The organism is Thalassospira sp. NFXS8, from assembly GCF_040148805.1.
GTDB lineage: Bacteria > Pseudomonadota > Alphaproteobacteria > Rhodospirillales > Thalassospiraceae > Thalassospira.
Map to the genome: position 1 here is coordinate 1240638 of NZ_JAGEMF010000001.1, position 25290 is coordinate 1265927.

The 25290-nt window shown below is 54.2% G+C and carries 25 protein-coding genes; 8 read left to right on the plus strand and 17 right to left on the minus strand.

The annotated features are described in order from the left end of the window. Positions 1 to 115 precede the first annotated feature (115 nt). The 4 genes from zigA (at position 116) to J4E05_RS05685 (ending at position 3938) form a co-directional block, all read left to right on the plus strand. Entirely contained in the window at positions 116 to 1369 is a 1254-nt protein-coding gene (gene zigA, locus J4E05_RS05670; protein ID WP_349593181.1) for a zinc metallochaperone GTPase ZigA, read from the plus strand. 278 nt (positions 1370 to 1647) lie between these two features. Next, positions 1648 to 2076 carry a nuclear transport factor 2 family protein gene (locus J4E05_RS05675; protein WP_085589285.1) on the plus strand — a complete coding sequence of 143 codons (429 nt, stop codon included), beginning with the start codon at positions 1648 to 1650 and terminating at the stop codon, positions 2074 to 2076. Positions 2077 to 2223: 147 nt separating this feature from the next. Beyond that, complete coding sequence (locus J4E05_RS05680) at positions 2224 to 2772, plus strand: TspO/MBR family protein (protein ID WP_246832874.1); 549 nt, start codon at positions 2224 to 2226, stop codon at positions 2770 to 2772. 125 nt (positions 2773 to 2897) lie between these two features. Then, a complete protein-coding gene (locus tag J4E05_RS05685; RefSeq protein WP_349593185.1) occupies positions 2898 to 3938 on the plus strand; it encodes an NADP-dependent oxidoreductase in 1041 nt (346 codons plus the stop codon). A gap of 120 nt (positions 3939 to 4058) precedes the next feature. Here the strand turns inward: J4E05_RS05685 and J4E05_RS05690 are convergent, their stop codons facing one another. Then, positions 4059 to 4922 carry a LysR family transcriptional regulator gene (locus tag J4E05_RS05690; RefSeq protein ID WP_349593187.1) on the minus strand — a complete coding sequence of 288 codons (864 nt, stop codon included), beginning with the start codon at positions 4920 to 4922 and terminating at the stop codon, positions 4059 to 4061. Between the two features lie 204 nt (positions 4923 to 5126). Between J4E05_RS05690 and J4E05_RS05695 the strand changes: the two genes are divergently transcribed. Further along, positions 5127 to 5570, plus strand: a complete 444-nt coding sequence (locus J4E05_RS05695) for a DUF6196 family protein (protein WP_349593190.1) — start codon at positions 5127 to 5129, stop codon at positions 5568 to 5570. Positions 5571 to 5655: 85 nt separating this feature from the next. Here J4E05_RS05695 and J4E05_RS05700 read toward each other — a convergent pair whose 3' ends face one another. Then, complete coding sequence (locus J4E05_RS05700; RefSeq protein ID WP_503012324.1) at positions 5656 to 6441, minus strand: DUF3750 domain-containing protein; 786 nt, start codon at positions 6439 to 6441, stop codon at positions 5656 to 5658. Positions 6442 to 6893: 452 nt separating this feature from the next. Here J4E05_RS05700 and J4E05_RS05705 point away from each other — a divergent pair, with 452 nt between their 5' ends. After that, positions 6894 to 8348: an aldehyde dehydrogenase gene (locus J4E05_RS05705; protein ID WP_349593196.1), complete on the plus strand. Its 1455-nt coding sequence runs from the start codon at positions 6894 to 6896 to the stop codon at positions 8346 to 8348. 74 nt (positions 8349 to 8422) lie between these two features. Here J4E05_RS05705 and J4E05_RS05710 read toward each other — a convergent pair whose 3' ends face one another. From J4E05_RS05710 to J4E05_RS05735, 6 genes are all read right to left on the minus strand, one after another. After that, on the minus strand, positions 8423 to 8905 hold the full coding sequence (locus J4E05_RS05710) for a YaiI/YqxD family protein (protein ID WP_349593199.1): 483 nt from the start codon (positions 8903 to 8905) through the stop codon (positions 8423 to 8425). Between the two features lie 39 nt (positions 8906 to 8944). Further along, positions 8945 to 10195 carry an MFS transporter gene (locus tag J4E05_RS05715; protein ID WP_349593202.1) on the minus strand — a complete coding sequence of 417 codons (1251 nt, stop codon included), beginning with the start codon at positions 10193 to 10195 and terminating at the stop codon, positions 8945 to 8947. A 115-nt stretch (positions 10196 to 10310) separates the two neighbouring features. Further along, positions 10311 to 11042 carry an amino acid ABC transporter ATP-binding protein gene (locus tag J4E05_RS05720; RefSeq protein ID WP_085589269.1) on the minus strand — a complete coding sequence of 244 codons (732 nt, stop codon included), beginning with the start codon at positions 11040 to 11042 and terminating at the stop codon, positions 10311 to 10313. Then, entirely contained in the window at positions 11029 to 11682 is a 654-nt protein-coding gene (locus J4E05_RS05725; RefSeq protein WP_085589267.1) for an amino acid ABC transporter permease, read from the minus strand. The genes J4E05_RS05720 and J4E05_RS05725 overlap by 14 nt, the downstream gene beginning before the upstream one ends. After that, complete coding sequence (locus J4E05_RS05730; protein WP_085589265.1) at positions 11675 to 12346, minus strand: amino acid ABC transporter permease; 672 nt, start codon at positions 12344 to 12346, stop codon at positions 11675 to 11677. Before J4E05_RS05730 ends, J4E05_RS05725 begins: the two co-directional genes overlap by 8 nt. Before the next feature lie 37 nt (positions 12347 to 12383). Beyond that, on the minus strand, positions 12384 to 13169 hold the full coding sequence (locus J4E05_RS05735; protein WP_349593206.1) for a transporter substrate-binding domain-containing protein: 786 nt from the start codon (positions 13167 to 13169) through the stop codon (positions 12384 to 12386). A 199-nt stretch (positions 13170 to 13368) separates the two neighbouring features. Here J4E05_RS05735 and J4E05_RS05740 point away from each other — a divergent pair, with 199 nt between their 5' ends. Then, positions 13369 to 14046 carry a FadR/GntR family transcriptional regulator gene (locus tag J4E05_RS05740; RefSeq protein ID WP_349593209.1) on the plus strand — a complete coding sequence of 226 codons (678 nt, stop codon included), beginning with the start codon at positions 13369 to 13371 and terminating at the stop codon, positions 14044 to 14046. 264 nt (positions 14047 to 14310) lie between these two features. On the opposite strand, the gene J4E05_RS05745 is transcribed toward J4E05_RS05740, so the two are convergent. From J4E05_RS05745 to J4E05_RS05755, 3 genes are all read right to left on the minus strand, one after another. Then, a complete protein-coding gene (locus J4E05_RS05745; protein WP_073953706.1) occupies positions 14311 to 14520 on the minus strand; it encodes a cold-shock protein in 210 nt (69 codons plus the stop codon). 84 nt (positions 14521 to 14604) lie between these two features. After that, positions 14605 to 16374 (minus strand): DEAD/DEAH box helicase, encoded by a 1770-nt coding sequence (locus J4E05_RS05750; protein WP_349593213.1) that lies wholly within the window; start codon positions 16372 to 16374, stop codon positions 14605 to 14607. Positions 16375 to 16654: 280 nt separating this feature from the next. Continuing rightward, complete coding sequence (locus J4E05_RS05755; RefSeq protein ID WP_349593216.1) at positions 16655 to 17461, minus strand: HNH endonuclease; 807 nt, start codon at positions 17459 to 17461, stop codon at positions 16655 to 16657. A 148-nt stretch (positions 17462 to 17609) separates the two neighbouring features. Here J4E05_RS05755 and J4E05_RS05760 point away from each other — a divergent pair, with 148 nt between their 5' ends. Next, on the plus strand, positions 17610 to 18017 hold the full coding sequence (locus J4E05_RS05760; RefSeq protein ID WP_349593219.1) for a hypothetical protein: 408 nt from the start codon (positions 17610 to 17612) through the stop codon (positions 18015 to 18017). Positions 18018 to 18036: 19 nt separating this feature from the next. On the opposite strand, the gene J4E05_RS05765 is transcribed toward J4E05_RS05760, so the two are convergent. From J4E05_RS05765 to J4E05_RS05790, 6 genes are all read right to left on the minus strand, one after another. After that, complete coding sequence (locus J4E05_RS05765) at positions 18037 to 19263, minus strand: YeeE/YedE family protein (protein WP_349593222.1); 1227 nt, start codon at positions 19261 to 19263, stop codon at positions 18037 to 18039. A 235-nt stretch (positions 19264 to 19498) separates the two neighbouring features. Next, positions 19499 to 20422, minus strand: coding sequence for a sulfurtransferase (locus J4E05_RS05770; RefSeq protein WP_085589250.1), 924 nt, complete (start codon positions 20420 to 20422; stop codon positions 19499 to 19501). 189 nt (positions 20423 to 20611) lie between these two features. Beyond that, complete coding sequence (locus J4E05_RS05775) at positions 20612 to 21040, minus strand: hypothetical protein (RefSeq protein WP_349593225.1); 429 nt, start codon at positions 21038 to 21040, stop codon at positions 20612 to 20614. A 132-nt stretch (positions 21041 to 21172) separates the two neighbouring features. Further along, positions 21173 to 23161, minus strand: a complete 1989-nt coding sequence (locus tag J4E05_RS05780; RefSeq protein ID WP_349593228.1) for a hypothetical protein — start codon at positions 23159 to 23161, stop codon at positions 21173 to 21175. 4 nt (positions 23162 to 23165) lie between these two features. After that, positions 23166 to 24407: a hypothetical protein gene (locus J4E05_RS05785; RefSeq protein ID WP_349593231.1), complete on the minus strand. Its 1242-nt coding sequence runs from the start codon at positions 24405 to 24407 to the stop codon at positions 23166 to 23168. 90 nt (positions 24408 to 24497) lie between these two features. Next, complete coding sequence (locus J4E05_RS05790; RefSeq protein ID WP_085589242.1) at positions 24498 to 25205, minus strand: TetR/AcrR family transcriptional regulator; 708 nt, start codon at positions 25203 to 25205, stop codon at positions 24498 to 24500. Between the last annotated feature and the right edge of the window lie 85 nt (positions 25206 to 25290).

The following is a 25290-nucleotide window of genomic DNA, read 5'->3' on the forward strand; positions in this document are numbered from 1 at the left end:
CCTGACTTTTACGCCGTAAATTTTACGATCATTGGCCTGCTTTGCCCTTGCCGACATCATCCCCTCTCGATATTGTTATGTTATAACATAACAATATCGAGAGGGTTATCATTCCATGCAAAAACTTCCTGTAACGGTTTTGTCCGGATTTTTGGGGGCTGGTAAAACCAGCGTTTTAAATCATGTTCTGAACAACCGTAACGGTCTGCGTGTTGCCGTTATTGTCAACGATATGAGCGAGGTGAACATTGATGCCGATCTGGTTCGACATGGCGGAGCCGATTTATCGCGTCTGGATGAAAAACTGGTCGAGATGAGCAATGGTTGCATCTGCTGTACGCTTCGCGACGATCTGCTGGCCGAGGTCCGACGCCTCGCCAGTGAAAACCGGTTTGATTATCTGTTAATTGAATCAACCGGCATTGCCGAACCCTTACCTGTTGCTGCCACCTTTGATTTTCGCGACGAGAACGGCGAAAGCCTGAGCGACGTGGCCCGGCTTGATACAATGGCCACCGTGGTTGATGCGGCCCGCCTGATAAACGATTACAGCTCGCAGGATTTTCTGCACGACCGCGGGGAATCGCTTGGCGAAGGCGATGAACGAACAATCGTTAACTTGCTGGTCGACCAAATCGAATTTGCCGACATTATTATTTTAAACAAAACCGACCTTGTAAATACCCACGAACTGGCAACCATTCGCCACATCATTCGCGCGCTTAATCTGGATGCCGAAATCATTGAAACCACGCGCGGGCATGTTCCCGCAGAAAAGATACTGGCGACGGGCCTGTTTAATTTTGAACGCGCCCATGAACATCCGTTATGGGCAAAGGAGCTTTATGGCTTTGCCGACCATATCCCGGAAACAGACGAATACGGCATTACCAGTTTCACCTACCGCTGCGCGCTGCCTTTTCATCCACAACGTTTTTATGACTTCATTCATTCCGAATGGCCCGGTGTCATTCGGGCAAAGGGGCATTTCTGGGTGGCGACCCGCCCGTCATGGGTGGGCGAAATCAGCCAGGCCGGGGCCGCCGTGCAATATGAAGCATTGGGCAACTGGTGGGTGGCGGTTCCGCGGCAACGCTGGCCCGAAGGCCCGGAATGGGATGCAATTCTGGATAAAATCTGGCACCCGGTTTTTGGTGACCGCCGCCAGGAAATTGTTTTTATCGGAACAGAAATGGATGAAGCAGCCTTGCGGGCCAGACTTGATCGCTGCCTGATCGACGACGATGAATTCTCGCAAGCCGTGCAACACCAAACCGCCCCGCACGCCCACACTTACGACGACAGGTTCAACCCTGCCCCCTTTGCCGCCCTGCCCGATCCATTTCCGGCCTGGGGCAACCAAATGTAACCCGACACATAATTTTGGCATTCCGCCCGTCCCAACACCGGGCCGGGATGCCAATGCCTGCCCTGGAATATTAACCTGAAAACGGCTGTTTCCGCTTTGGTCTGCGGATATCACGAGATCAGTATTTGCATCCACCGTGTCGTACAGCGTTGCGCCCTCCTGACAGCGTTCTGACAACAGAACGCACTGTCACGATATTGCCCGCTATCACCATTATTTTTCCATTATTATGATGCAATAAATCAGTGATACCAATTTACCCATGCGCAGAGGCTGCCATGCAGACGACGAAAGAAACCGCCGAATCCTTTTTTGACCGGCTCGCTGCACAGGATGCAACGGTTGCCGATATGTTTGCGACCGGTATGCAGTGGAACTTGCCGGGTGATAACAGCTATGACCACGCCGAACCTGTCGATAACATTTCGGCCCGGGCTGCGCTGTTTGGCCGCCTGTGGCCCAACCATGCCCCGGCCGAAAGCCGGTCAATGGGAACACGCCTTATGATCAGCGACCGCCATGTTGCCCTGTTTGGGCAAATCGGCGAAAAAGCCACGACATCGTCCAAACAGAAAATCCGCGATGTTGCCTTTCATCTGGTCATTGAAAACGGCAAAATCCGCCATTTGCACATGTATGAAGATGTCATGGCGGCCATTGTCGCATTTGATTTGATGGAAGATGTTTCAGGCGTTGCAGCGGCGTAATACCGCCGTTTTTTCCGGCAACACCGACGCATTACGCAAAACACACGAAATTGATGACGCACGAACCGATTGTGCAACGTTATAATCAACGGCAACCTGAAACCCTTCAGGTTGCCGTTTGTGTTTTGATAAATACAAGGTGCCCAAATGTCGCCCACACCCCAGGATTCCGGCCCGGCCCCTGTGGCAATGTCGCCCGAATTTAATCCAAACCACCGCACCCGGTTTTTCGCACTGATTGCGTTTCTGGTTCTGTGCCTGATCATTTCGGTTGCCGGTGGCGCCGCCACGGCAACCAGCGTCGGGGATTGGTACCAAACCCTGAACAAACCGTTTTTCAACCCGCCAAACTGGTTATTTGGCCCGGTATGGAGCATCATTTACGCCCTGATCGCGGTCGCTGGCTGGCGGGTATGGTGCAAAACCGGCTTTTTGCCCCAAACGGGCGGGCGCACCGTTTTCATCCTGTATGGCGCGCAACTGGTATTAAATCTGTTGTGGTCCTTTTTGTTCTTTGGCGCGCAGTCCCCACTGGCAGGGTTAATTGACATCGTTCCACTACTGGTACTGATCCTTGCCAACATCGCCGTGTTTTGGCCCATTGACAGGATGGCTGGCTGGTTGATGGTGCCTTATGCCTTGTGGGTAGGGTTTGCAACCCTGTTAAATTCGGCGATTTGGTGGCTGAACAGTTAAAAAAACGCCCCGAATTACCAGGATAAACGGTTGCACATAACGGCTGGATTTCCTAGTTCCGAAGCAGGCCGGATGCCTATTGCCATTCCGCATCCCTTAAAATGCCGAAAACCTGCCGAGGACCCATGACCAATACCAGCCACTTTCCCGAAATTCCCGAAACAGCGCAGGAAGTACATTTGCTGCGCTATCCCAGCGGCGTCCCCGCCCCTGACGACTTTTCAATTGTTGATGTTCCGGTATTAAAACCACTGGATGGCGAGGTTTTGATCGAAAACATCTGGATGTCGGTTGACCCTTATATGCGCGGCCGCATGAGCCCGCGCAAAAGCTATATCCCGCCCTTTGCCCTTAATGCCCCAATGGAAGGCCACGCCGTGGGCCGCGTTATTGCATCGCGCGATAAAAGGTTTACCGAAGGTGACCTAGTAACATCCATGACAGGATGGCGCAGCCATGCCTTGCTGGAACGCGATTATTTGCATCCCCTGCCCGATACCCCGGACATTCCCGAGCAGGCTTTTTTAGGCCCCCTGGGCATGCCCGGCATGACAGCATGGGTTGGTCTTAACAAAATCGCCCGGTACCAGGCTGGTGAAACCGTGTTTGTTTCGGCCGCAGCCGGTGCCGTTGGCTCGGTCGCGTGTCAATTGGCAAAGGCCAAAGGGTGCCGTGTTATTGGCAGCACCGGTAACGCCGACAAAGCTGACTGGCTAAAAAACACCATTGGCATTGATAGCGTCATCAATTACCGCGAAACCGATGACCTTTCCGCCGCCCTTGATGACGCCGCACCGCATGGCATTGATGTTTATTACGAAAATGTTGGCGGCCCTCATCTGGAAGCGGCCCTTGACCATATCAACATCAATGGCCGTATTGCCGTTTGCGGTATGATTTCGGTTTATAATGACCGCGAAAAAGCCACCGGGCCACGCAACCTGTTTCGCCTGACGGCACAACGTGCCCGCATGGAAGGTTTTATCGTTTCAGATCATTGGTCATCCTACCCCGAATTTGTCCGCGAAGGGGTTGACCTGGTACGATCGGGCGCATTGACATGGCGTGAAACCGTTTACGAAGGCCTTAACAAAGCCCCCGATGCCTTTATTGGCCTGTTCGATGGCAAGAACACCGGGAAAATGCTGGTTAAGCTGGCTGCCTGAAACGGTTTGCAAACAAAATAACGACCAAAACATACATAATGTTCTGGTCGTTATCCTTTGCAAACCAGCGGGCCAGCGGCCATTGTTTGTCCATACGGCCCGGCCCGTCACCTGTGACTATTATCCTGTTAAAGCTCCCAGATTTTCCCGCACCACATCAATCGCGGCATCAATTGTGTTTGATCGGTTTCTCGCAGCATACAGCCCATATTTCACCGTAGGTGGCGTTCCGCCAAAAGACGATGAAACGACGCGCATGGTTCGGGTATTAACGCTTTCGCTGGTCATCAATGCCAGGCCAAGGCCGTTTTCAACTGCCGTAATCATCGCACCCATATTATGGCTGGTCAGGACCACGCGAAACTCAAGCTCTGCCTCCATTAATTTGTCAAACATAATGCGGCGCCAGGCACAGGGCTCGGCATTAACAATCACATCCAGCGGTGAAGCAAGGTCAAGCGTTGCATCAATTCCGCATACCCAGTTCAGGTTTACATCCCAAACTTCCAACGGATCGGCCGAAAAGGCCGAGCATGTCGCCACTGCCAGATCCAGCATCCCGTCGTTCCAGCGCTGCCCAAGCGCGCTGCCGTGATCAATGGTCACATTCAAATGCAATCCCGGAAAAGTGCGCCTCAGCCTTGCAAGTGCCGAAGGCAGGGTGGAATCGGCGATGGTTTCTGTCAAACCAATACGAATTTCGCCAATCTCCACATTTTTGCGAAAATGCGCAGCGGCCTCCTCGCACAGCATCAAAATCCGCCGCGCATAGGCCAGCATCACTTCACCGTCATCGGTAGGCACCACACCCCGCCCGGTTCGTCGCAACAAGGGCTGGCCGACCACATCTTCCAGCCGACGAATTTGCATACTAAGTGCGAATTGCGTTCGTCCAAGCTCGCTTGCTGCACGGTTTATACTGCCATGCGAGCATACCGCAACAAACACCCGTAAAAGACGTGGATCAAATGCGTCTGATATCATCTCATACTGAATTCTGGTTTCTACTTTATCAGCCTACCCTGATCGCTTTCTCTCTCATACCGTCCAGACAAAATCAATATCGCAAAGGACGCACACCATAGTCATAGAAATCAGACAGGCACGGCAGGCAACACTCTCGATCCACAAAACAGATGCCGGGAAAATACTTTCCACGCATATGAAAATCTCGAACGGAGACTGATTTTGGTTAATATCTCACAGGAAACACCGGAACAAACCGATACCCGTTTACGGCAGGTCATGGTGCAAACACAGTTTAAGGCCTATGCCGAACCCTATATTTTCGATGAATTTCCGATTACGGAATTTTCAGCACGCATTCGCAAAGATGCACTGGCAATCGTGCGTGATGACGATGTCTGGAGCCAGCTTGTCCCTGCAAAGGACGATCGCGGCGAACAGTTTCAGATATTCAGGCTGCATTTCCCAGCCGGAGCGGACAATAGTGGCTTTGTCGGCTGGTTAGCCAACCACTTGAAACACAAGTATGGCACCGGTGTTTTTGTTGTTTGCGGGCAAAATAGCGCGCAAGGCGGAATTTTCGACTATTGGGGTTATCCTGCCGAACTTGCAAATGATATTCTTGCGGAACTGGCCAGTCTTAGAAACCAGGTCAAAACTGACTGATCAGCATATGATAATCGAAGTGCCTATCCCTTTGGAAAGCACTTCGATTAACCAGACAAAAGCACAGCGCCGATACTTAAACCCGCTACGGGTTCTCTACATCAGCAGCCAGCGATCCATTATTCGATAAGCCCAACCGGCCAATAGACGGCAGTCGAATGGCAGGGCGGTTAAAATCGATGCCGAAATTTAACCCCAGCAGGTTGATTTCAAGACCTTCTTCCAGCCCGGCGGTAAAACCTAACATGCCAAACAGGTTCGCCTGCACCCCTGTTCCCGACGGCGACAGGCCCACCGGGTTGGTAATGGCGCGGTAATCCTTGCCAATTGCATTGGCTGGCATATCAAGATCAAGTGCCGGAACTTCACGGCCAATATGGGCAATAAAGGTATTGCTGTTGGGGCCGGGATAGCTGCGATATTGCTGCGGATAGGGATAGGATTGCACCGCTTTTTCAACGTTATCAATGATCGCATCGACGCCGTCGCCGCGCAGATCAACCAGAACTTCCGGCTCTGCGCCGAACCACAATCCATCGGGAATGGCATAGTTGGTGCGAACAACATTGCCCCCACCCCAGCCAACAACATCATAACGGGTAAACGCATTGGCGCCGCTATGTTTAACAATGATCCATGTGTGAACGGCAAAATAACCCCGCCAGCTATAGGTCGATGCCGCATAGACCTGCACGATTGCGGTATCGACATTTGCCACCGGATCGGGGGCTATGCCCGCTGAATGGCGCGGCGCTGTGCGCCAGCTGTTCTTTGCACCATCATTGCCGGGGGGATTTTGGGCAAGGCTGATCCCGAATGGCAATATCAGCACCATAGCCAGCCCCAATAACAACGTTGTTCGACGTTTCAAATGATTCATCCATTTTCTACAATTGCATAACAGAGTACCCCCGTAGCCCCGCGTTGCCATTTCACAAATATGTCAGATTTGTTTACGTCGTCCAGTACCGGTGCGGATCAACTATACGTGTTTATTACGGCCCTGCGGCAAAACTGGTATCGTAAGCAAGATGGCTTGCACGCTTCATACGCCACCACGTAACCGGTGCCATTGCCGTGTATCGTTTGAAAAACCGGTTGAAATAGGCCGGATTGCGAAAACCGGAACCACAGGTTATCTGCACCACGGCCCAAAAGATTGTTCCAGCCACAGGCAGGCCTAAATGACACGGTCATGGATAAGTGGCAGGGGCGATTTACCGGTTACCCGTATGGTGGCCGATGCCAAAACCAGCGTAACATCAGATTACGCAGCACAAACAAACCGGCTGCAATGCCAGCCCCACCGAGGATCATGTTCCGATGTATGACATTAACCTGTTGATCAATAATACCGACACACCCGCCAGCCAGAACCGCACCTTTACCCGCAAAAACCCGATAACCGGCGACATTGCCACCACGGCCGCCGCGGCAACCAGTGCCGATGCCATTCGTGCCGCCGATGCCGCGGCAAGCGCGTTTCCTGCATGGTCAAAAACAGGGCCTGGTGCGCGGCGGGCCATTTTGCTCAAAGCCGCCGATATTATGGAAAGCAAAGGCGAGGAATTTGGCCGCCGGGTGCTGGTCGAAACCGGCAGCACCGCAATGTGGGGCGGGTTTAACGCCCATCTGGCCGCCAATATGTTGCGCGAAGCAGCATCAATGACCACGCAAATCACCGGTGATGTTATTCCATCCGATGTGCCGGGCAGTTTTGCCATGGGTATTCGCCAGCCTGCCGGTGTGGTTTTGGGTATCGCCCCCTGGAATGCCCCGGTCATTTTGGGCATTCGTGCCATTGCCATGCCGCTGGCCTGCGGCAATACGGTGATCCTGAAGGCATCCGAGCTTTGCCCCGCCATTCACCATTTAATCGGCGATTGCCTGCGTGAAGCCGGCGCGCCCGAAGGTGTGGTTAACGTGATTACCAATGCCCCCGAAGATGCGCCCGAAATTGTTGAAACCCTGATTGCCCACCCCGCCGTCCGCCGCATTAATTTCACCGGCTCTACCCGGGTGGGTCGCATTATTGCCGGGTTGGCGGCACAGCATTTAAAACCGGTTTTGCTGGAACTGGGCGGCAAGGCCCCGTTTTTAGTGCTGCATGACGCCGATATTGACGAAGCCGTTAACGCCGCGGCCTTTGGGGCCTATATGAACCAGGGCCAAATCTGCATGTCGACCGAGCGGCTCATTGTCGATAATGCCATTGGCGATGATTTTGTTGCCAAACTGGCCGCCAGGGCAAAAACCCTGACCGCGGGCGACCCGGCCGGGGGCGAACATATTTTGGGCGGCGTGGTTACTGCCGAAGCCACCCGCCGGATCGAGGAACTGGTGGCCGATGCCATATCAAAGGGGGCCAGGTTAATGGCGGGGTCGGGCAAGGCCGATGGCGCCTTGATGGACGCCACATTGCTGGACCATGTCACGTCATCAATGCGGATTTACAGCGAGGAGAGTTTTGGCCCGGTGGTCTGTGTGATGCGCGTGGATGACGAAGACGAAGCCATTCGCATTGCCAACGACAGTGAATATGGCCTGTCATCGGCAGTATTTTCGCGCGATGTTTCGCGCGCCATGCAGGTCGCCCAACAAATTGAAAGCGGCATTTGCCACATTAACGGCCCCACCGTGCATGACGAGGCGCAAATGCCGTTTGGCGGCGTTAAAGCCAGTGGCTATGGCCGATTTGGCGCCAAGGCATCGATTGATGAATTTACCGACATGCGCTGGATCACCATTCAGAACGGCAAGCGGCATTATCCATTCTGACGCGCCTTAAAATAACAAAGACAAGGCCCGGAAACGTTATGCTCCGGGCCTTGTACCTAAGCATGCAACCAATCTCAGGCGCGCAATGCTGCCTGAACCATAACTTCCAGCGCACTGGAAAACCGCGACCGGTCCTTTTGCGTGAAACCGGCATTACGGCCCTGCTCGCCGGTGACTTCACGCATATGGGCAGCAATTTCACGCCCGGCCAGCGCATTGGCAATATTGGCCTCGGTAAAGGCTTTGCCCGTCGGCCCCAACACATGCGCGCCCAGTTCCAGCCCGCGCGACGCCAGCGGAATATCGGCTGTGATAATCACATCATTGGTGCTGGCATTTTCGGCAATCCAGTCATCGGCAGCATCGGGTTCGGGCGGGACAAAAATGCTGTGGATCAGCGGGTTGCGCGACGGGCGAATGCCCCCGTTCGACACCAGAAACATTTCGATACGGTGGCGTTCGGCAACACGTTCGCATTCAGCCTTTACCGGGCAGGCATCGGCGTCAACAAACAGTCGGGGGCGCTGGGGTGTTGGGTTTTGATTTTGATCTGACATGGGCTGATCATCGCGTCAGATGCGCCAAAGTCAAGTGGATCATGCCTGTTGCGGGGGTGCTTCTTCGGCGGGGGCGTCGCCAATGATCAGCAACACCAAACCGCCAAGGGCAACGATAAAACCGGAAACCGCAACCGTGGCATGAAACGAATACCAGTTGGCAATGGTTCCCATTAAAAGGTTGCCGGTAAGGCCGCCGACAAACAATGTGCTGATATAATAACTGGTTGCCATGCCGGGCCGATGCCGGGCAAAATTTTGCACAAACGTCATGCCAATGGCGGCAAACAGCCCGTAATAAAGGCCATCCAACGCCCCCAAGGCCAGCACATGCAGCAAGGTTTGCGCATGATACACCAGCGCAAAAAACAACACCGCACAGCTTGCCGCAATCATCAGGCCCCTGCGTTCCCCAATGCGATGGATAACCCCGGCTGATGCGTAAATTGCGATCACCTCGACAAAGCATTTCACCGTTAGTTCAAACCCGGCGGCAGCGGGTGCCAGGCCAAGGCCGGTTGTGAAATAAAGCGGCATCGCGGTTAAAAACAATACATGCCCGGTCGAAATCAGATAGACCGGAATACAGGCCAGCACCAAACCGCGATTAAACGGCACCTTTTGCCCCGGCGTGATACTGCCGGGATGGTGGGTTTTAAAGGCTGGTGGCACCACACAAAAACAAAATAACAGCCACGCCGCGCCTAACACCGCAATGGCAAAATAGATGGCCGTGAAACCAAATGCGCCATAAACCGATAATGATATGGCGGGGCCAACCATCCAGCCCAGCGATGTTTGCATCCGCAACCAGGAATTAAACTTTTTAACGTCACGTCCGGTTTGTTCGGCAAACAAACGCCCGAACGAATACACCACCGATAACGCGCCGGACCCAACCCCGATCAGGACCGAGGCAATACCCGCATAAACCCAATACACCTGAAAGGTACCGATAATTCCCATACCGATGGTAAAGCAGGTAATACTGATTAGCAGCAAACGGCGAACCGGCACCCCGCGATCAATCGCATGGCCGTAATACCGGTTTGTTAACAGTGTTACCACCACCTTGATAATGGCCGCGACGCTAATTTTCCACGGTGCTTCGCCCAGCCCGTCGACAACAAACAAGCCCCCCAGCGGTGCCGATGTCGACGAGGCAAACGCCCCCACCAGCACAACCCCAAGAACAAGAAACGGGAAACGGTCGAGAAGGGCCATTGCACCGGTTAAAGGGGGCTGCAACTGCTTGCCGGATGTTTGCGCCGTATCTACCCGCTTGTTCATAACCGATCCATCCCCGACACACCTTCAAAACCGAAAGCCTGTTTTAGGGACTGTCGCGAAAGGGGAAAACCATAAACCGGCAACAACTGGAAACTGTCACATAAGTGACACCAGCCTAACCGGCCAGCCCGCCAACAAAATTTGCCAGTTCGGGTGTTTTAGGGTTAGCAAAAACCGCTTCGGGGGCCCCTTTTTCGTGGATGCGGCCATGATGCATAAAGACCAGTGTATCGCAAACCTCGCGGGCAAAACGCATTTCATGGGTCACCATCACCAGCGTCATGCCTTCTTCGGCCAGTTGGCGCACAACGGCCAGCACTTCGTTAACCAGTTCCGGGTCCAGCGCGGATGTGACTTCATCGCACAGCAACACGCGCGGCTTCATGGCAAGGGCGCGGGCAATGGCAACACGTTGTTGCTGCCCCCCCGAAAGCTGGTCGGGGTAATGGGTCATTTTATCGGCCAGGCCAACCTTGGTCAGCATTTCTTCGGCAATGGCGCGGGCTTCGGCTTTGGACTGTTTTTTCACCACCTGCGGCGACAGCATCACGTTTTCAAGTGCGGTATAATGCGGAAACAGGTTGAACTGCTGAAATACCATGCCGACATTCAGCCGCAGATCAAGAAGGTCGGTGTCATGATCGCCAACCTTTTTACCTGCGACCATGATGGTGCCGTCATCGATGGTTTCCAGGCCATTGATGGTACGCAAAAGCGTGCTTTTGCCCGATCCGCTGCGCCCGATCAGTGCGATAACCTGCCCTTCATCGATTTTCAGATCAATGCCCTTAAGGACCTGCACCGCGCCAAAACTTTTGTGAATGGCATGAAGCTCAACGAGAGACATTATGAAGTTTTCCTTCCAGGCGACGGGCATAAAGCGACAGCGGGTAACAGATGACAAAATAAAGCACAGCAACACAGCCATAGACGGTGAAGGGCGCGTAAGTGGCGTTCGTGATCATGGTTCCCGCCTTGGTTAGTTCGACAAAGCCGATAATCGAGGTCACAGCTGTGCCCTTAACCACCTGAACTGAAAAACCAACCGTGGGTGCGACTGCAATGCGCAAGGCCTGCGGCAGGATGATATAGCGCATTTGCTGGGTAAAATTCATGCCCAGGGTTGCCGATGCTTCCCACTGGCCTTTATTGACCGATTCAACACAACCGCGCCAAATCTCGGTTAAAAACGCACTGGTAAACAGGGTTAAGCCCAGCATCGCGGCGATCCAGGGCGAAACATCAATGCCGATCAGGGGCAAGCCAAAAAACAGAATGAATAACTGCATCAACAGCGGCGTGCCCTGAAACAGTTCGACATAGCCGCGCACCAGCCGCATGGCCCACGGGTTGCCTGCCGTGCGCACCAGCAATAACACCAGGGCGACAAACCCGCCCATGACAAAGGCCACAAGCGACAGCAATACCGTCCAGCGAGCGGCAAGCAGTAAATTATAAACAATGTCCCACAGGGTAAATTCAGGCATGGTGCCGCCGTTCAAACAAAAAGTTACCAAAGATTTTCAAAATCTGGCGCAGCACAATAGACATCACCAGATACATCCCGGTCGTAACGAAATAGACCTCGAAAGCGCGAAAATTCATGCCCTGAATATAATTGGCGGCAAAGGTCAGTTCTTCGGCGGCAATTTGCGAACAGACAGAAGACCCCAGCATGACGATCACCACCTGACTGGACAAAGCCGGCCAGATTTTTTTCAAGGCCGGGCGGATAACGATATAGCGAAAAATCTGCACCCGGTTCATCGCCAGGCTTTGGGCCGCTTCGATCTGCCCTTGCGGGATGGCCTGAATACCTGCACGGACAATTTCGGTCGAATAGGCACCAAGATTTATGACCATTGCCAGGGCAGCAGCCTGAAATTCAGACAGCTTTACCCCCAGCGCAGGCAAACCGAAAAAGATGAAAAACAATTGCACCAGAAACGGCGTATTGCGGATCAGTTCGACATAGACAGCCACAATCTGGCTGATAACCGGGATGCGTGAGCTTCGCGCCCACGCCCCTAAAATACCCAACCCGACACCGGCGACAGCCCCAACAGCAGCCAGTTCGGTTGTCAGCACAACGCCATCCAGCAGCAGTTTCCAGTGTGGAAGAATTGAGCCAAAATCAAATTGATAAGCCATTAAAAAGCTATCACCTGTTTGTCGCGATGAGATGAGATCAGAACTTTTCAGGCAACGGGTTGCCCAGCCACTGAATGGAAATGTCGTTCAGACGGCCATCTTTCAGCGACGCGGCAATAATTTCGTTTACCTTGGCTTTAAGTTCCGGTTCATCCTTGTTCAGCCCGACATAACAAGGCGAATTTTTAATCAGGAATTTCGGCTCCGGCTTGCGCGGCGGGTTGCGTTTGATAATTGCAGCGGCGGTTACGTTACCGGTGGCAATCACTTCGACCTGACCGGAAAGAAACGCGGAAATGGTGGCGTTGTTATCTTCGTATCGTTTGATATCGACATCTTTGGGCGCGATTTTCTGCAATTCCATATCTTCGATGGTCGCGCGCGTGACACCCAGGGTGTGACCACTAAGGTCTGCCGGGCCTTTAATTTCGATATCAGCCGGGCCAAAAACGCCGTTAAAAAACGGGGCGTACGGGTCGGTAAAATCGATAACCTTTTCACGATCCGGGTTTTTGCCCAGCGTCGAAATCACCAGATCAACCTTGCCCGTCGTCAGGTAAGGGATACGGTTATTGGTGGTGACCGGTACCATTTCCAGCTTAACACCCAGATCACTGGCAATCAGCTTGGCCATATCAATGTCATAGCCCTGGGGCTGCATATCGGTTCCAACAGTGCCAAACGGCGGAAAATCCTGCGGGACGGCGATTTTTATTACACCGGCATCCTTGATCGCCGAAAGCGCGCCCGCCGCCGATGCCCCGGCCAGCGGGGCCGCCATCATTGCCACTGCGGCAAGTGTTACCTTCAGGAAATTCTTCATGTGCCTCTCCGAATTGCATATTTGAGATAAGTTTAATTTTTGATCATTGTTAATTGGTGCATATTTTTTATACTATTGTCCATGCTAATTTTTGCATCGCAGCAAAATACAACTTCAAATTTTACGAAAAGTGTTGAAATATAACGGAATTAAAAATTTCCGCCTTATCCATCTGGTCTGACCAGTTAAGGGAGTTTCAATGAAACAAACCGAAAGCGCGCCCGAACGTGCCACACGAGAGATCAGAAAACTCATCAAAACCAGGGCATTACAAACAGGAGACTCGCTTCCCTCCCAGCGCATTCTTGCGCAGGAGCTTCACATCAGCCGCGCCAGCCTGCGCGAGGCTTTGGCAACACTGGAGGCACTTGGCCTTATTCGTGTTCAGGCCGGAAAAGGGGTGTTTGTGACGGACCCGCAAGATGGCACGCCGCGCGACGCCCGCTCCACCCGGCACGCAGCACAGGTCTATCAGTTCAGGCTGGCAATTGAACCTTATGTCGCGGGGCTGGCCGCACAGGCAAGAACCAACATACATTTGTCAGATTTGCAAAACAGCATTGAAGAAATGCGCCAGGCATTTCTTGATGATAATCTGTTTCAGGCCGCAAAGGCCGATACCGAATTTCATAATATTTTGCTGCACGCAGCCGATAATCCGCTATTTGCCAAGGCAATGCACCCTACGGCACAAAGCATTCACGAAAACCAGATGCTCCCCTTTGCCAACGCAGCAGCCATACAGGCCCCGCTCCAGGAACATGAACAGGTGTTACGGTTTGTACGCGAACGCAACCCGTCGCGCGCCCGCGATGCCATGCATTTCCATGTGTTAAGTGCCGCCACCCGGGCCAACATAGCGTTTTTACGCCCATAACCACGACATCGCAGCGTAAGCCGCACCACGACAACCACCCAATTCGTTAAGCGGTTATGGGTATTACACCTCAGACAGCATGACTGTTCGCAACCTCCCTGGCGGCCCCTGATCACTATTTTTCGGGCAGGGTTACTTTGTGCTGCGATGTTTTCGATATTTCCCGCAGGTGGCTGTATCGTTGCACCAAACAAAACAAACCCCGCCCGGTTACCCGGACGGGGTTTGCAATTTCAGCGTTACCTCGAAAGGCAACAAACCGAATTAGGCAGCGGTCAGATCGTCAGCCGAAACGCGGCCCGAACGTGAGTCGGTGCGCAGTTCGTAGTTGATCTTGTCGCCTTCCTGCGGGTGACGCAGGCCAGCGCGTTCAACTGCACTGATGTGCAAGAAAACGTCATTTCCGCCTTCGTCCGGCTGAATGAAACCAAAGCCTTTGGTTGCGTTAAACCATTTTACGGTACCAGTTGCCATTTTAATCTCTCCTATGAGTATAGTTGGCCCAAACTGTCAGACAGAACCCCGCGTGGATCCTGTCCATCTTTTTCGGAAATCAGCTTACGCGACAGAATGACGCGGGCGATTTCCTGTTTTCGACCGGCCACGATCAGAAGCATTCGCAGCTCCCCTTGCCGGACCGGAATTTCGTGAATTTCGGCTGGTACGCCCCGCATCGGCATTTGCACTGCCATTGCCGGTCGCACCGGATTTGCCCGATGACGTTTTACCCAGAAACGCTACGCTGGAAGCGATACGGTTCTGGCTGGCATCACTGCCGCCGTCACGGTCATTACGATTATTGCGCGGCGCGTTTCCGCGCACGGCACCACCATTGCCACTGCGCCCGGAACGGGCCGGGGCACCATCGCGGCTATTACGTGCAACAAACCCGGTTTTTACCGGCTGTGCAGCAGCCCCGTCTGTGGTGCCGCTTGCGGCGATATTTGTATTTTCACCACGCGGCGCATCAGAAGCCGGCTTCCGCCCACCTTTATAACGCCCTTGCGCCGGCTTTGCGGACGGGCCATCACTACGGTTGGCAGCGCCATTGCGGCCACCTTCTGCACGACGACCATTGGCACTGCCACCATTATTTTGGCGGCCACCATTGCCATTACCAGCCGCACCACGGCTGGAACGGCGCGGGCCTTGCGCAGCACGGTTCGCAGCGGATTCAGCTTCTTCCTGGGCTGCGGCCTTCGCATCGCGACGATCAATCGACGGAATGGTCTGGCGGGTTGTGCGTTCAATATCGCGCAGCAAACTACGCTCATCATCCGCACAAAACGCAATCGCATGGCCCGCAGCACCCGCACGGGCGGTACGACCAATACGATGAACGTAGCTTTCAGGAACATTGGGAAGTTCGTAATTGACCACATGGGTCACGCCATCAACATCAATGCCGCGTGCGGCAATGTCGGTGGCAACCAAAACCTGAACCTGACCATCCTTAAAGGCTGCCAGGGCGCGTTCACGCTGGTTCTGGCTTTTATTACCATGAATGGCGGAAGCACTGATTTTGCAAGATTCCAGATGGCGCGCCACCCGGTCCGCCCCGCGTTTGGTGCGAGTAAAAACCAGGGTCCGGCCAAAAGCAGGATTATCAAGCAACTCGGCCAGCAAAGCCCGCTTGCGTGATGCCTCGATCAGATAAACCGACTGATTGACACGTTCAGCAGTAGTGGAGACCGGCGTTACCGAAACCTTGACCGGATCGCGCAGCATATCGCCGGCAAGCTGTCCGATCTGGGTTGGCATGGTAGCCGAGAAAAACAGGTTCTGACGGGATTTTGGCAGCATCTTGACGACACGGCGGATCGGCGGCAGGAAGCCGAGATCCAGCATGTGGTCGGCCTCGTCGAGAACGACGACTTCGACCTGGTCAAGTTTCAGCTTGCCGCTGTCGACATGGTCAAGCAAACGGCCCGGCGTTGCGACAAGCACATCGACACCCGGCGTAATTGCCTTGATCTGCGGACCGGGGGAAACCCCGCCCACAACAACCGCAACAGTGGTTTTGGTAAAGCGGCCATAAGCACGAAAGCTGTCGCCAATCTGTGCGGCCAGCTCACGCGTCGGCGCCAGCACCAATACACGGCAATGCCGGGGTGCGGTCCGTTTTTCTGATTTGGAAAGACGGTCTAATATCGGCAGTGCAAAAGCAGCGGTTTTGCCGGTGCCGGTCTGGGCAATACCCAGAAGATCTTTGCCTTCCAGAAGGGAAGGAATGGCCTGTGCCTGAATGGGCGTCGGCGTAACGTAACCTTCGTGCGTTAAGGCTCGAAGTACGGGCTCGGCCAGGCCGAGATCCGAAAACTGGGTCAAATAAATAGTTCTCTTAGGTTTGCAGCAGCAGACAAAGGGAATCGGCCCTTGATATGTTTAACTTACAGGTCTGCGCCTTGCATCTCTTTCGAATTACCCGCGTAGCAGGGCAGTTCCATGCTGTTCTTCCGTAACCACTCAACAGGCAGGAACAGGTTAACGTTCCTTCTACGCTACTGGAGCAATCAAATGACTTGGGCAAGATACGCAGAGTTCCATGACGTTGTCAAACGGGATATTTCAACCTGCCCCCAAGGTTTTTAGCGAATCTACAGAGAACTTAGAGTTTCTCATCTAAAAAAACATTTTCGCGATGCCAATTCAGGCATTCGGCATTTGGGGTAAACCGAAACGGTAAATTAAGACTGCATCCGTCAAATTTACCGAAATAACTCATAGAGATATCGGATTTATCGTCTTGTAACTTTTTGCTCAACCTGATGTGAAATTGGCTGTCTAGCGTCCAAAACCCTAGGTCAAATGCTTTATCATGGATCGAACAAAGAGAGATGCCATTATCAGGCCGCAACCTTAAATCGTGGCGCTGATTCCACGGCACGATATGCGATGCGACCAATAAGTTTGTTATCTTTAGCCCACAGACTCCACATTGATGATAATAACCCGATAACACTGCATCTCGGAAAAATGACTGCCCGACGCGATTTTTACGCAGGGAAACACGCTCTGTCACCGCTGGGGGCCGTCCCAAAAACGGCATATCTCCTTCGTCAAATTGACGGGGTGGCAGCACTGAACCATTAAGGCCATCGTCGTACTGATCGCAATCAAGGACGCGCATGACGGCATCTTCAACCTTAGCAACGATACTTTCCGGATCAGCAACAAAGGCTGCCATCAAGTCGCGATCAGCCTGACTTGCCCCTTTTAGGCCCTTGCCGTTCATCGCCGGGTCAAGACTGGCGAAATTACATAACTTCATCGCCAGCGAACTTGGTGTCCGATCCAGCACTTTAGAAATCTCGATAATGCGAGGTTGATATTGGTGGAATTGCCCAAACTCAAGCTCGAAATAAATCTTAAGGGCCACCAATAATTCAGTTTCGCCCCACCTACGACCCGCCATGCATCCCCCAAAACGCTAAGAAAGGCGCATAAACCGCCCCCTAGCACAGATTGGAAGATATTGATTTACAATCAGTTACCGGCACCCTTATTGGCCAGCTGCCCCACAAGGATTGTACGCCCCGCAAGGGTTTTCAGCAGCACAGGGATTGCTCATTGCTGGCGCACACGGGTTGCCCGCAGCACAGGGATTAAACGCCCCGCACGGATTACTTGCCGCACAAGGGTTACTCGCGGCGCATGGATTATATGCGCCACACGGGTTAGCTGCACCGCACGGGTTTGCCGCACAGCAGGGATTTTCAGCAGCACAGGGATTAAACCCGGCGCACGGGTTGGCATTGGTGCCCGCTGCACCGCAAGGGTTGGCCATGCAGGGGCTGGCCGCTGCACACGGGTTGCCTGCGCCACAGGGATTAGCCGCCGCACACGGATTTCCGTTATCCGATGCCGCCGGTGCCGGTTTGGCAATAGCAGGTGGATTAGGGGTGGCTGTGGCGTGGCTAAAATGGTCGGCGGCGATGGCACCTGTTGCCGCCAGAAAAACCGCGCCATAGAGCAAATAATTACGATCGGTCATTTCTTTTTAAATCCATCAAGGCCAAAAACGGGGCGAACGGCAATGCCAAGCAAACTGCCGGTAAAGGCCGCCGCAAACCACAACCAGCCATGCAGGCTGCCCGATGCAATGCCACTAAACAGCGCACCAATGTTGCAGCCAAAGGCAAGACGGGCACCATACCCCATCAAAACGCCGCCAATTGCCGCAGCCACAAGCGATGCCAGTGGCACCCGCACCCGCGGGGCAAATTTACCGCCCAGGGCCGCTGCCAGCGCCGCCCCGATCAGAATGCCAAAATTCATCACCGATGTATCATCGGCCAGCACTGAATTATGCAGGGCGCGCGCCGGTCCGGGCCAGTTCCAGAACGCCCAGTTTTCAACACCAACGCCAAACACCTGGGCGATTTTAGCGCCCCAGACCCCAAACCCGAACGTGATTGACCACGGGTGACCGGTCACCAGCAAGGTGATGACGTTCATCCCCGCCAGCAAAAGACCGGTTCCCACCAGCGGCCATGGACCGTGAAAAAAACGCGGCCAGCCTGAACGTGACGGGGCAGAAACCGTTTCAAGCGCCCCATGGGCGCGACGTTCAATCACCACCGTAATCAACGCGACCAGTGCCAGAGCAACAAGCGTTACAGCCACCCCGCCTGCCGGGCCAAAAACCGCCCCCAGCCCCACAGCGGGAATGGCCGGCAAGGTCAGCCACATGGGCAAATGAGCCGTGCCGATGAGCGCACCGAAAACAAAAAAGGCCAGGGTCACCAACATGCGGGCCGAACCACCGCCCGCCGTAAACAGCGTACCGGAACCACAGCCACCGCCAAGTTGCATGCCAAAACCAAACATCAGGGCCCCGACCAGCACCGACACCCCGACCGGGGCCAATGCCCCGACAATCGGGTTGCCCAAAGGTGCGCCGAAGGCAAGCAGGGGAATAAAGGCAATGGCGGCAACCGCAATCATCAGCAACTGCGCCCGCATAGCGCGCCCGCGACGCTCAACCGCCATGCGACGCCAACCGCCGGTAAAACCGAATGACGCATGATAAAGCGCAAGCCCCAACACCCCGCCAATCAGATAAACCACCATCTGATGCAGGCTAACGGCCTGGGCAATAATCAGCGCAACAGCAATAAAGATAACGGCACAAATCGCCGCCGGGCCACGATCAAAGGTAAATCGGGGCATGGGTGCGCTTTGGGTGCGGGCCGCAGCCCCGCTGGTATCAGCCATGATTGATCCTGAATATTTTGATTTTCAGACAAAGCCGGGCGCATCGAACGCATAAGGGGCCACTTGAAGATATGATCAAGCCGCCCCTGAAGTTCCGCCCCGGCATAGCCCGATATTGTTACGCGCAGCGCCGGTATGTTTGCCTCACAATATAAGAGTGATGTTTCAGCCCCCTGCCCCTGCAGGGATCACCCCATAATGCAAACACATACCGGCAACCGTAAAAACCGCGAAATTATTGGGTTTTTACCACATCGCGCGACGGATCGGCGGCCCATTCGGTCATCGAGCCATCATACATTTTAGTGTTTTTGTTACCCGCCACTTCCGACAGGCCAAACCATGCCACCGACGCCCAATGGCCGGTGTTGCAATAGGTGATTTCCTGACTGTTCTGCGAAACACCGGCTTTGCCTGCCAATTGTTCAATCACATCGGCAGCAACAAATTTACCCTGTTTCTCGTCATAGAATTTCGACTGTGAAATATTGACCGCACCGGGGATCGCACCATAACGGGCAACAACCGGGCTTTTGCTTTTGCCTTCAAACTGGGCTTCGGGGCGGGCATCAATCAGGGCAACGCCATTGGCCTTTGCCGCAGCAACATCATCGGCACTGGCAACCAGTTCAGGGCGATAATGGGCGGTGAAAGCCACCTGTTGCGGGGCAACGGCATCGGTCGAAATGTCACCATCGGCAGCAACCCAGGCCCGCTGACCGCCATCCAGAATGGTCACGGCATCGTGGCCCAGCACCTTGAAAGTCCAGTAAACACGGGTGGCAGCGCCAAAATCGCTGGAATTATCGCCCGCGGGGACAATCACGACCTGCTTGTCGTTATCAATGCCAAGGCTGCCAACGCGCTGCGCGATCACGTCAACGGGCGGCAACATGGCAACAACGTCGCCAACCTTTGAACGCCAGCCAAATTTGCCATAGGGCGCAGCAACCGCGCCAGGGATGTGCCCCGCAGAATAGGGATTGCCCGATTTACCCGGCGAACGAATATCAACCACAACCATTGACGCATTGCCAAGGTTATCGGCCAGCCAGGATGTATCAACCAGCGGCTTTTCGGTCAAACGTTCGGCCTGGGCGGCGGTTGCGCCAACCATCAGGGAAATGGCGGCGATGCCTGCCAGAATATAAGAACGCATGGTATGCAACCTCCAAAAAGAAATTCGATTTGTAGGTCTTATATATTTTCCACTACTAGTTAGTCAAATTTTTTTAAATAACATAATTTATTGTGTTAATTTTGATCCATCAAAATTCCCGGCAATGCACAACACGGCATCGACAACACCATCATTTATTGACCCTTGCTGGATAAAAATACAATTTGATTAGTTCCCGGCCCCGGGCACAACCACCCCAAGGGCGGCAAAGGCAGTGCCAATCCGGTCTATTTTCCGTATTTCGGCCTCGGTCGAGCCCGTATCATCCGGCCCTTTGTAGTACGAACAATATTCCGGAATGATCAGTGTGTTTTCAATCACCCGCAAATCATAAAAATCGCCAATGGCGTTCCGTTCAATGATCAGGTGCATTTTGGCGTAGGGGTATAAATCCCCGTCAATCACAACGCCATGTTCGGTTAAAACACACGGATCATATCCGTCGGTCCAGGGGCGGGCATTGTTATTTAGAAATGTTAGCGCAACATCCGCTGGCATAAAATCAACTGCCGTGCGGTCAATCGTCGCGTCTTTAAATTCGCACCCGGCCAGCATAAAAGCAGCCAGGCACCCCATCCCCAAAAATCGCTTTTTCATACTTGTTCCCTAAAACTGTAACGGCAAGAACCCGCCCTGTTCCTGCCGCTGTGACCTTTAATTTGGCATCACAGGCGATGACGGCCGCTATCTGTATCCTGATCCTGTGCCGGCCTGTGCGATCATGACCTGTTATTTTGTTTGTGACCCGCTTAACCCGGCAAGTTCTTGTTGCGCCGCATTCATCGCGGCAAGTTCCGCCGGGCAGCGCGACGGGGGAACATCCCCCGACACCACAACCGCCATCCCGGATGTTAACTGATTAAAACTGTTATCTTCCGGTATGGCCGAGATGGCCCGGGGGTTGGGCTTTTTACCCGGCTTTAATTTTATCAGTACGCCATCATCACGTTGCACCAGCATATCGCCACCAGGGCCGGACGGGCTGTCGAGATCAACAACAACAAATCCCCAATCGGCGCGCACTTCGCGAATAACCCCAACCCGGTTTAACGAAATCAGGCTGGCCTGACATTGGGCAAGACGGGCATTTGCCGCATTCAACCGGTCCCGGGCCTGCCCCAGCAGCAAGGCTTGCCGGGCTTCGGTATTTTGGCTAAAGGGCAAAAAGGCAACAACGGGCGCATCGGCTGTCGGGTCGGCCTCGATCGCATCAAAATCCTTGTGCGACAAAAACACCGTTTCAAATTTGTTGCCCACCCGCACCCCGGCCATAATGCCCGATGGCATCAGGGAAACGGTTGCCAGATGCGACCGCAAATTGCTGCCCACTTCCTCGCTACGTTCCCAAACCTTTCCCCCGGTCGAGGCGGCATAGCGGGTGATTGTAAAAAAGCTTTTGCCTTCTTGCGGGCCGGTTTCAGGCACGATAACGCCGGTCACCACCACACCTTTATTATCCGCAGCAAAGGAAAAATCCCCATCGCGATAATCAACCATGGCCCCTAAATCAACAACCCAAGGCACGGCACCTGTTGTTGTATCCACAACATACAAACTCCCGCGTGACCGCCTTGATGCGCCAAAGCTACTTGCGCCATACAAATATATATGGCGCCCGTCCGGTGACAGGGCGGCTTTCGTGACACGGGTGTAATTTCTGTGTTTTTCCCAAAAATCCTTGCCAAAGCCGGTGGTTGGGGGCTGCGGCTTAACCACACGCAGCAACTGGCCTTGCGCGTTTAAAACACGCAGCACCGGGTTGATCCCCTCCATGTGCAAATAGATATTCCCGGCATCATCGCGAACCATCGCCGCCAGATCATCACTGACATTCTTTTCTTTGGGGGGCACATAACGCCACTGCGTTTTACCATCCCCGTCCAGCCTTTCGATATAGTCCTGCGCGCCAATCAACGTATAGGAAACAATCATTCCGCCTTTGCCATCGGCCAGCACCCCGGTTCCATATGCATTTTTACCCGTGCTGGAACCAATATTTCGCTGCCACACAACGCGCCCCAAGGCATCATAGCGCACAAAAGCAGCATTTGCTGGCACCGTCCGCTCAATCGGGGTCGGCCCATAGGTACTTCCGGCCATCACAAACTGGCCATCTTCCAACAAGGTTCCGGCTTTGAAAAATGCACCGCTGGTCCCGCCCAGAACACTGCGCCATTGCACCACGCCCCGCGCATCGACAAAACTGCTTACGGCGTTTGAATACCCCAAATCTTCGCCCGTGCTGCTTGCAGCAATATGGCTGCCATCGGGATATGTCAGACGAATGGGGCCAAAAGGTTCGTCGCGGCGCCAGCTTTTATCCAGCAGGGTTTGGCGGGCCTTTAATTCATCGAGCATCGCCTGCGCACGTTTTTTCAGGCGTCCTTTGCCTGCCATATATCTGGTCAGGCTGGCTGTGGCGGCATCATTGCGGTGCATCCGCATCAAGGCCTGGCCTTCGGCAAAGTTAATTTCATTTCCCAGCGGCACGTTTAACGCCCGCAAACGTGCAATCATTTCCAGCGTATCGCCGTCATCCGCCCGGATAACCGCATCGCCCAGTGCCGTTGCCAGTTGTTTAAAATCATCGCTGGCTGATGCGACCGGTGCGGCATGTGCCATTTGCACCTGGGGCATCGCCATGATTGCCAAAAACAATGCCATCACGCAAAGCAAAAACCCGGGCATGGTGCCGCCGCGAAACATAGCTGTTTTCATGATATCACCCATGCCCGGGAACAACGCTGATTGCGTTTGATGCATCGCATTGGCGCGCCACGCTGTTACAGTGATAGGTGTTTCGCCGAACCAGAATATAGGATGGCAGCGACATTTTTTCGGCCATATCGCGGTCATAAGGCAAAAGGGCATCTTCACAAAACAGGATAAAGCCCTGCTGATACGGCACCCGGCGATGGTCTATATCCGCCGCCGCACAACCCACATATTCCAGCGCCTGGGACATGGTATTTTTAAGCTCGGTTTTCTGAATCGGGCCATCACAAAACCATTGTGTGTCGCCAAAATCGGCCGATGTGTTTTCCCGCGTATAACAATAGGCAACGGCTTCCATCCGTTTTACCGGTTCACGCGCCGCAAGCAAAACGCCGCCCGGCCCGCCAGATGCCCCTGCCCCCGCATTCGACGCACCGGCACCGGTGCCCGCGCCCGCGCCCGCCTTTGGCGCCAAAGGCGACATCGCCGTTCCACCACCAAAGGCAACATAGCTATCAGAACCCTTATTGCCCGTTATCGCGCCACCGGCCCCACCCTTGACCACACCGGCCATAATTGTTGCTGAGGCGGCCGCACTGCTTTGCGCGGCACTGGCCTGTCGGGCAGCGGCAAGGCGGGCGGCTTCGGCCTGTTTGCGGGCATTTTCCACCTGGGCCTGCGCCGCACGGGTCGCTGCGGCATTTTGCGCGGCGACAAGCCGCGCCTCGGCATCGGCCTGGGCGCGGCGGGCGGCATTAAGTGCATTTACCGTGGCATACGCATTTTCCGAAGCGGCACGGCCCTGTATTTCGGCCTGGGCAATGTTGTTTGCAGCCCGGTTAATCGCATCCATGATCGTGGCGTTATTTTGCGCCTGCGCGTTTGAGGCACCTGAATTGCGAATGGCTTCAATGCGGGCAATGTCGGCGGCACGGCGGGCGGCCTTTATTTTCGCTTCGTTTTCTTCCACCAGTTTTGCCTGGCGTTTTTTCTCGGCCTTGGCTTTTTCATATTCGGCCCACTGAATCTCCATTTCAGCGTTGCGAATGGCATCAAGTTTATCGCCCTCTATCCGGCGGGTTTCGCGGGTTTCCTGTTCCAGCTTCACCCGGGCATCAAATTCGCCCAGCGAACGGCCCAACGCATCGCCAAGCACCTGGTCAAGGTAACCGGCACTGTCAACCGCCCCTGCGCTAGCACCAGAAGCAACCAGCAAAACCACCGCACATAACGTGATCTTCCGCAACATGGTGCCCCTCTCCATGCCATACCCCATACAGGAAGATACCCCCGCCCCAACCTCAGGGCAAGACGGATAAGCACACCGTTCGCGTTAAAATCAGGGGCGCAGGCTGCTAAGATAGCGGGCATATTCACCGGCAAAGGCCGCGTGAACATCGCTACTGCGCAAAACCGGCGGGCGGCTAAGATAACCATGCAGGGTGGCCATGATAAACTCGGCCACAGACGATGCCTGAATGTCGGTGCGAACATATTTGCCAAATTGCGACCGGCTGATATGCCCGGCCAGCCCGCGCCGCCAATAGCGATAAACGCTATCAACCCGTTTGCGGGTGGCATCGTCCATGTTATCAGCCCCCGAAGCCAGCCGGGCCAGCGGGCAACCGTGATTTAATATTTCCGGGGCATCACGGGTGCCAAGCCTGTCTACCTGCGCCATCAAAACGGGTAAAACATCCTGTTCAAAGGCCAGCGCATCCAGCCATATATCATCGATATAGGCTGGCAGGCATTCGTCAATCACCGCATTTGCCAATTGCGCTTTACTGCGAAAATGGTGGTAAAGTGCGCCTTTGGTCACTCCGGCCAGGTCAATAATATTGGCAATCGATGCCCCGTCTACCCCGGCCCGGCGAATTTCGGCAAACCCGGCATCCAGCAGTTTTTGCCGGGTCCCGTTGGGGTCGCGCGGGGTGCGCAATTGCAACCGACGTTCGCCATCGCCTTTGCCATCACGGCGCCAGCCATCTTCATTTTCGTCATCATCGCCAAGAACCAGCGGTGTCAGGTGTCGGATGTCGCTCATATCGTTTTGATACGCCGTAATGTGACCATAACTATGCAAAGGGTTACCTCTTTTAGCCCCAAGGTCAATAACACCTGAGGATAAC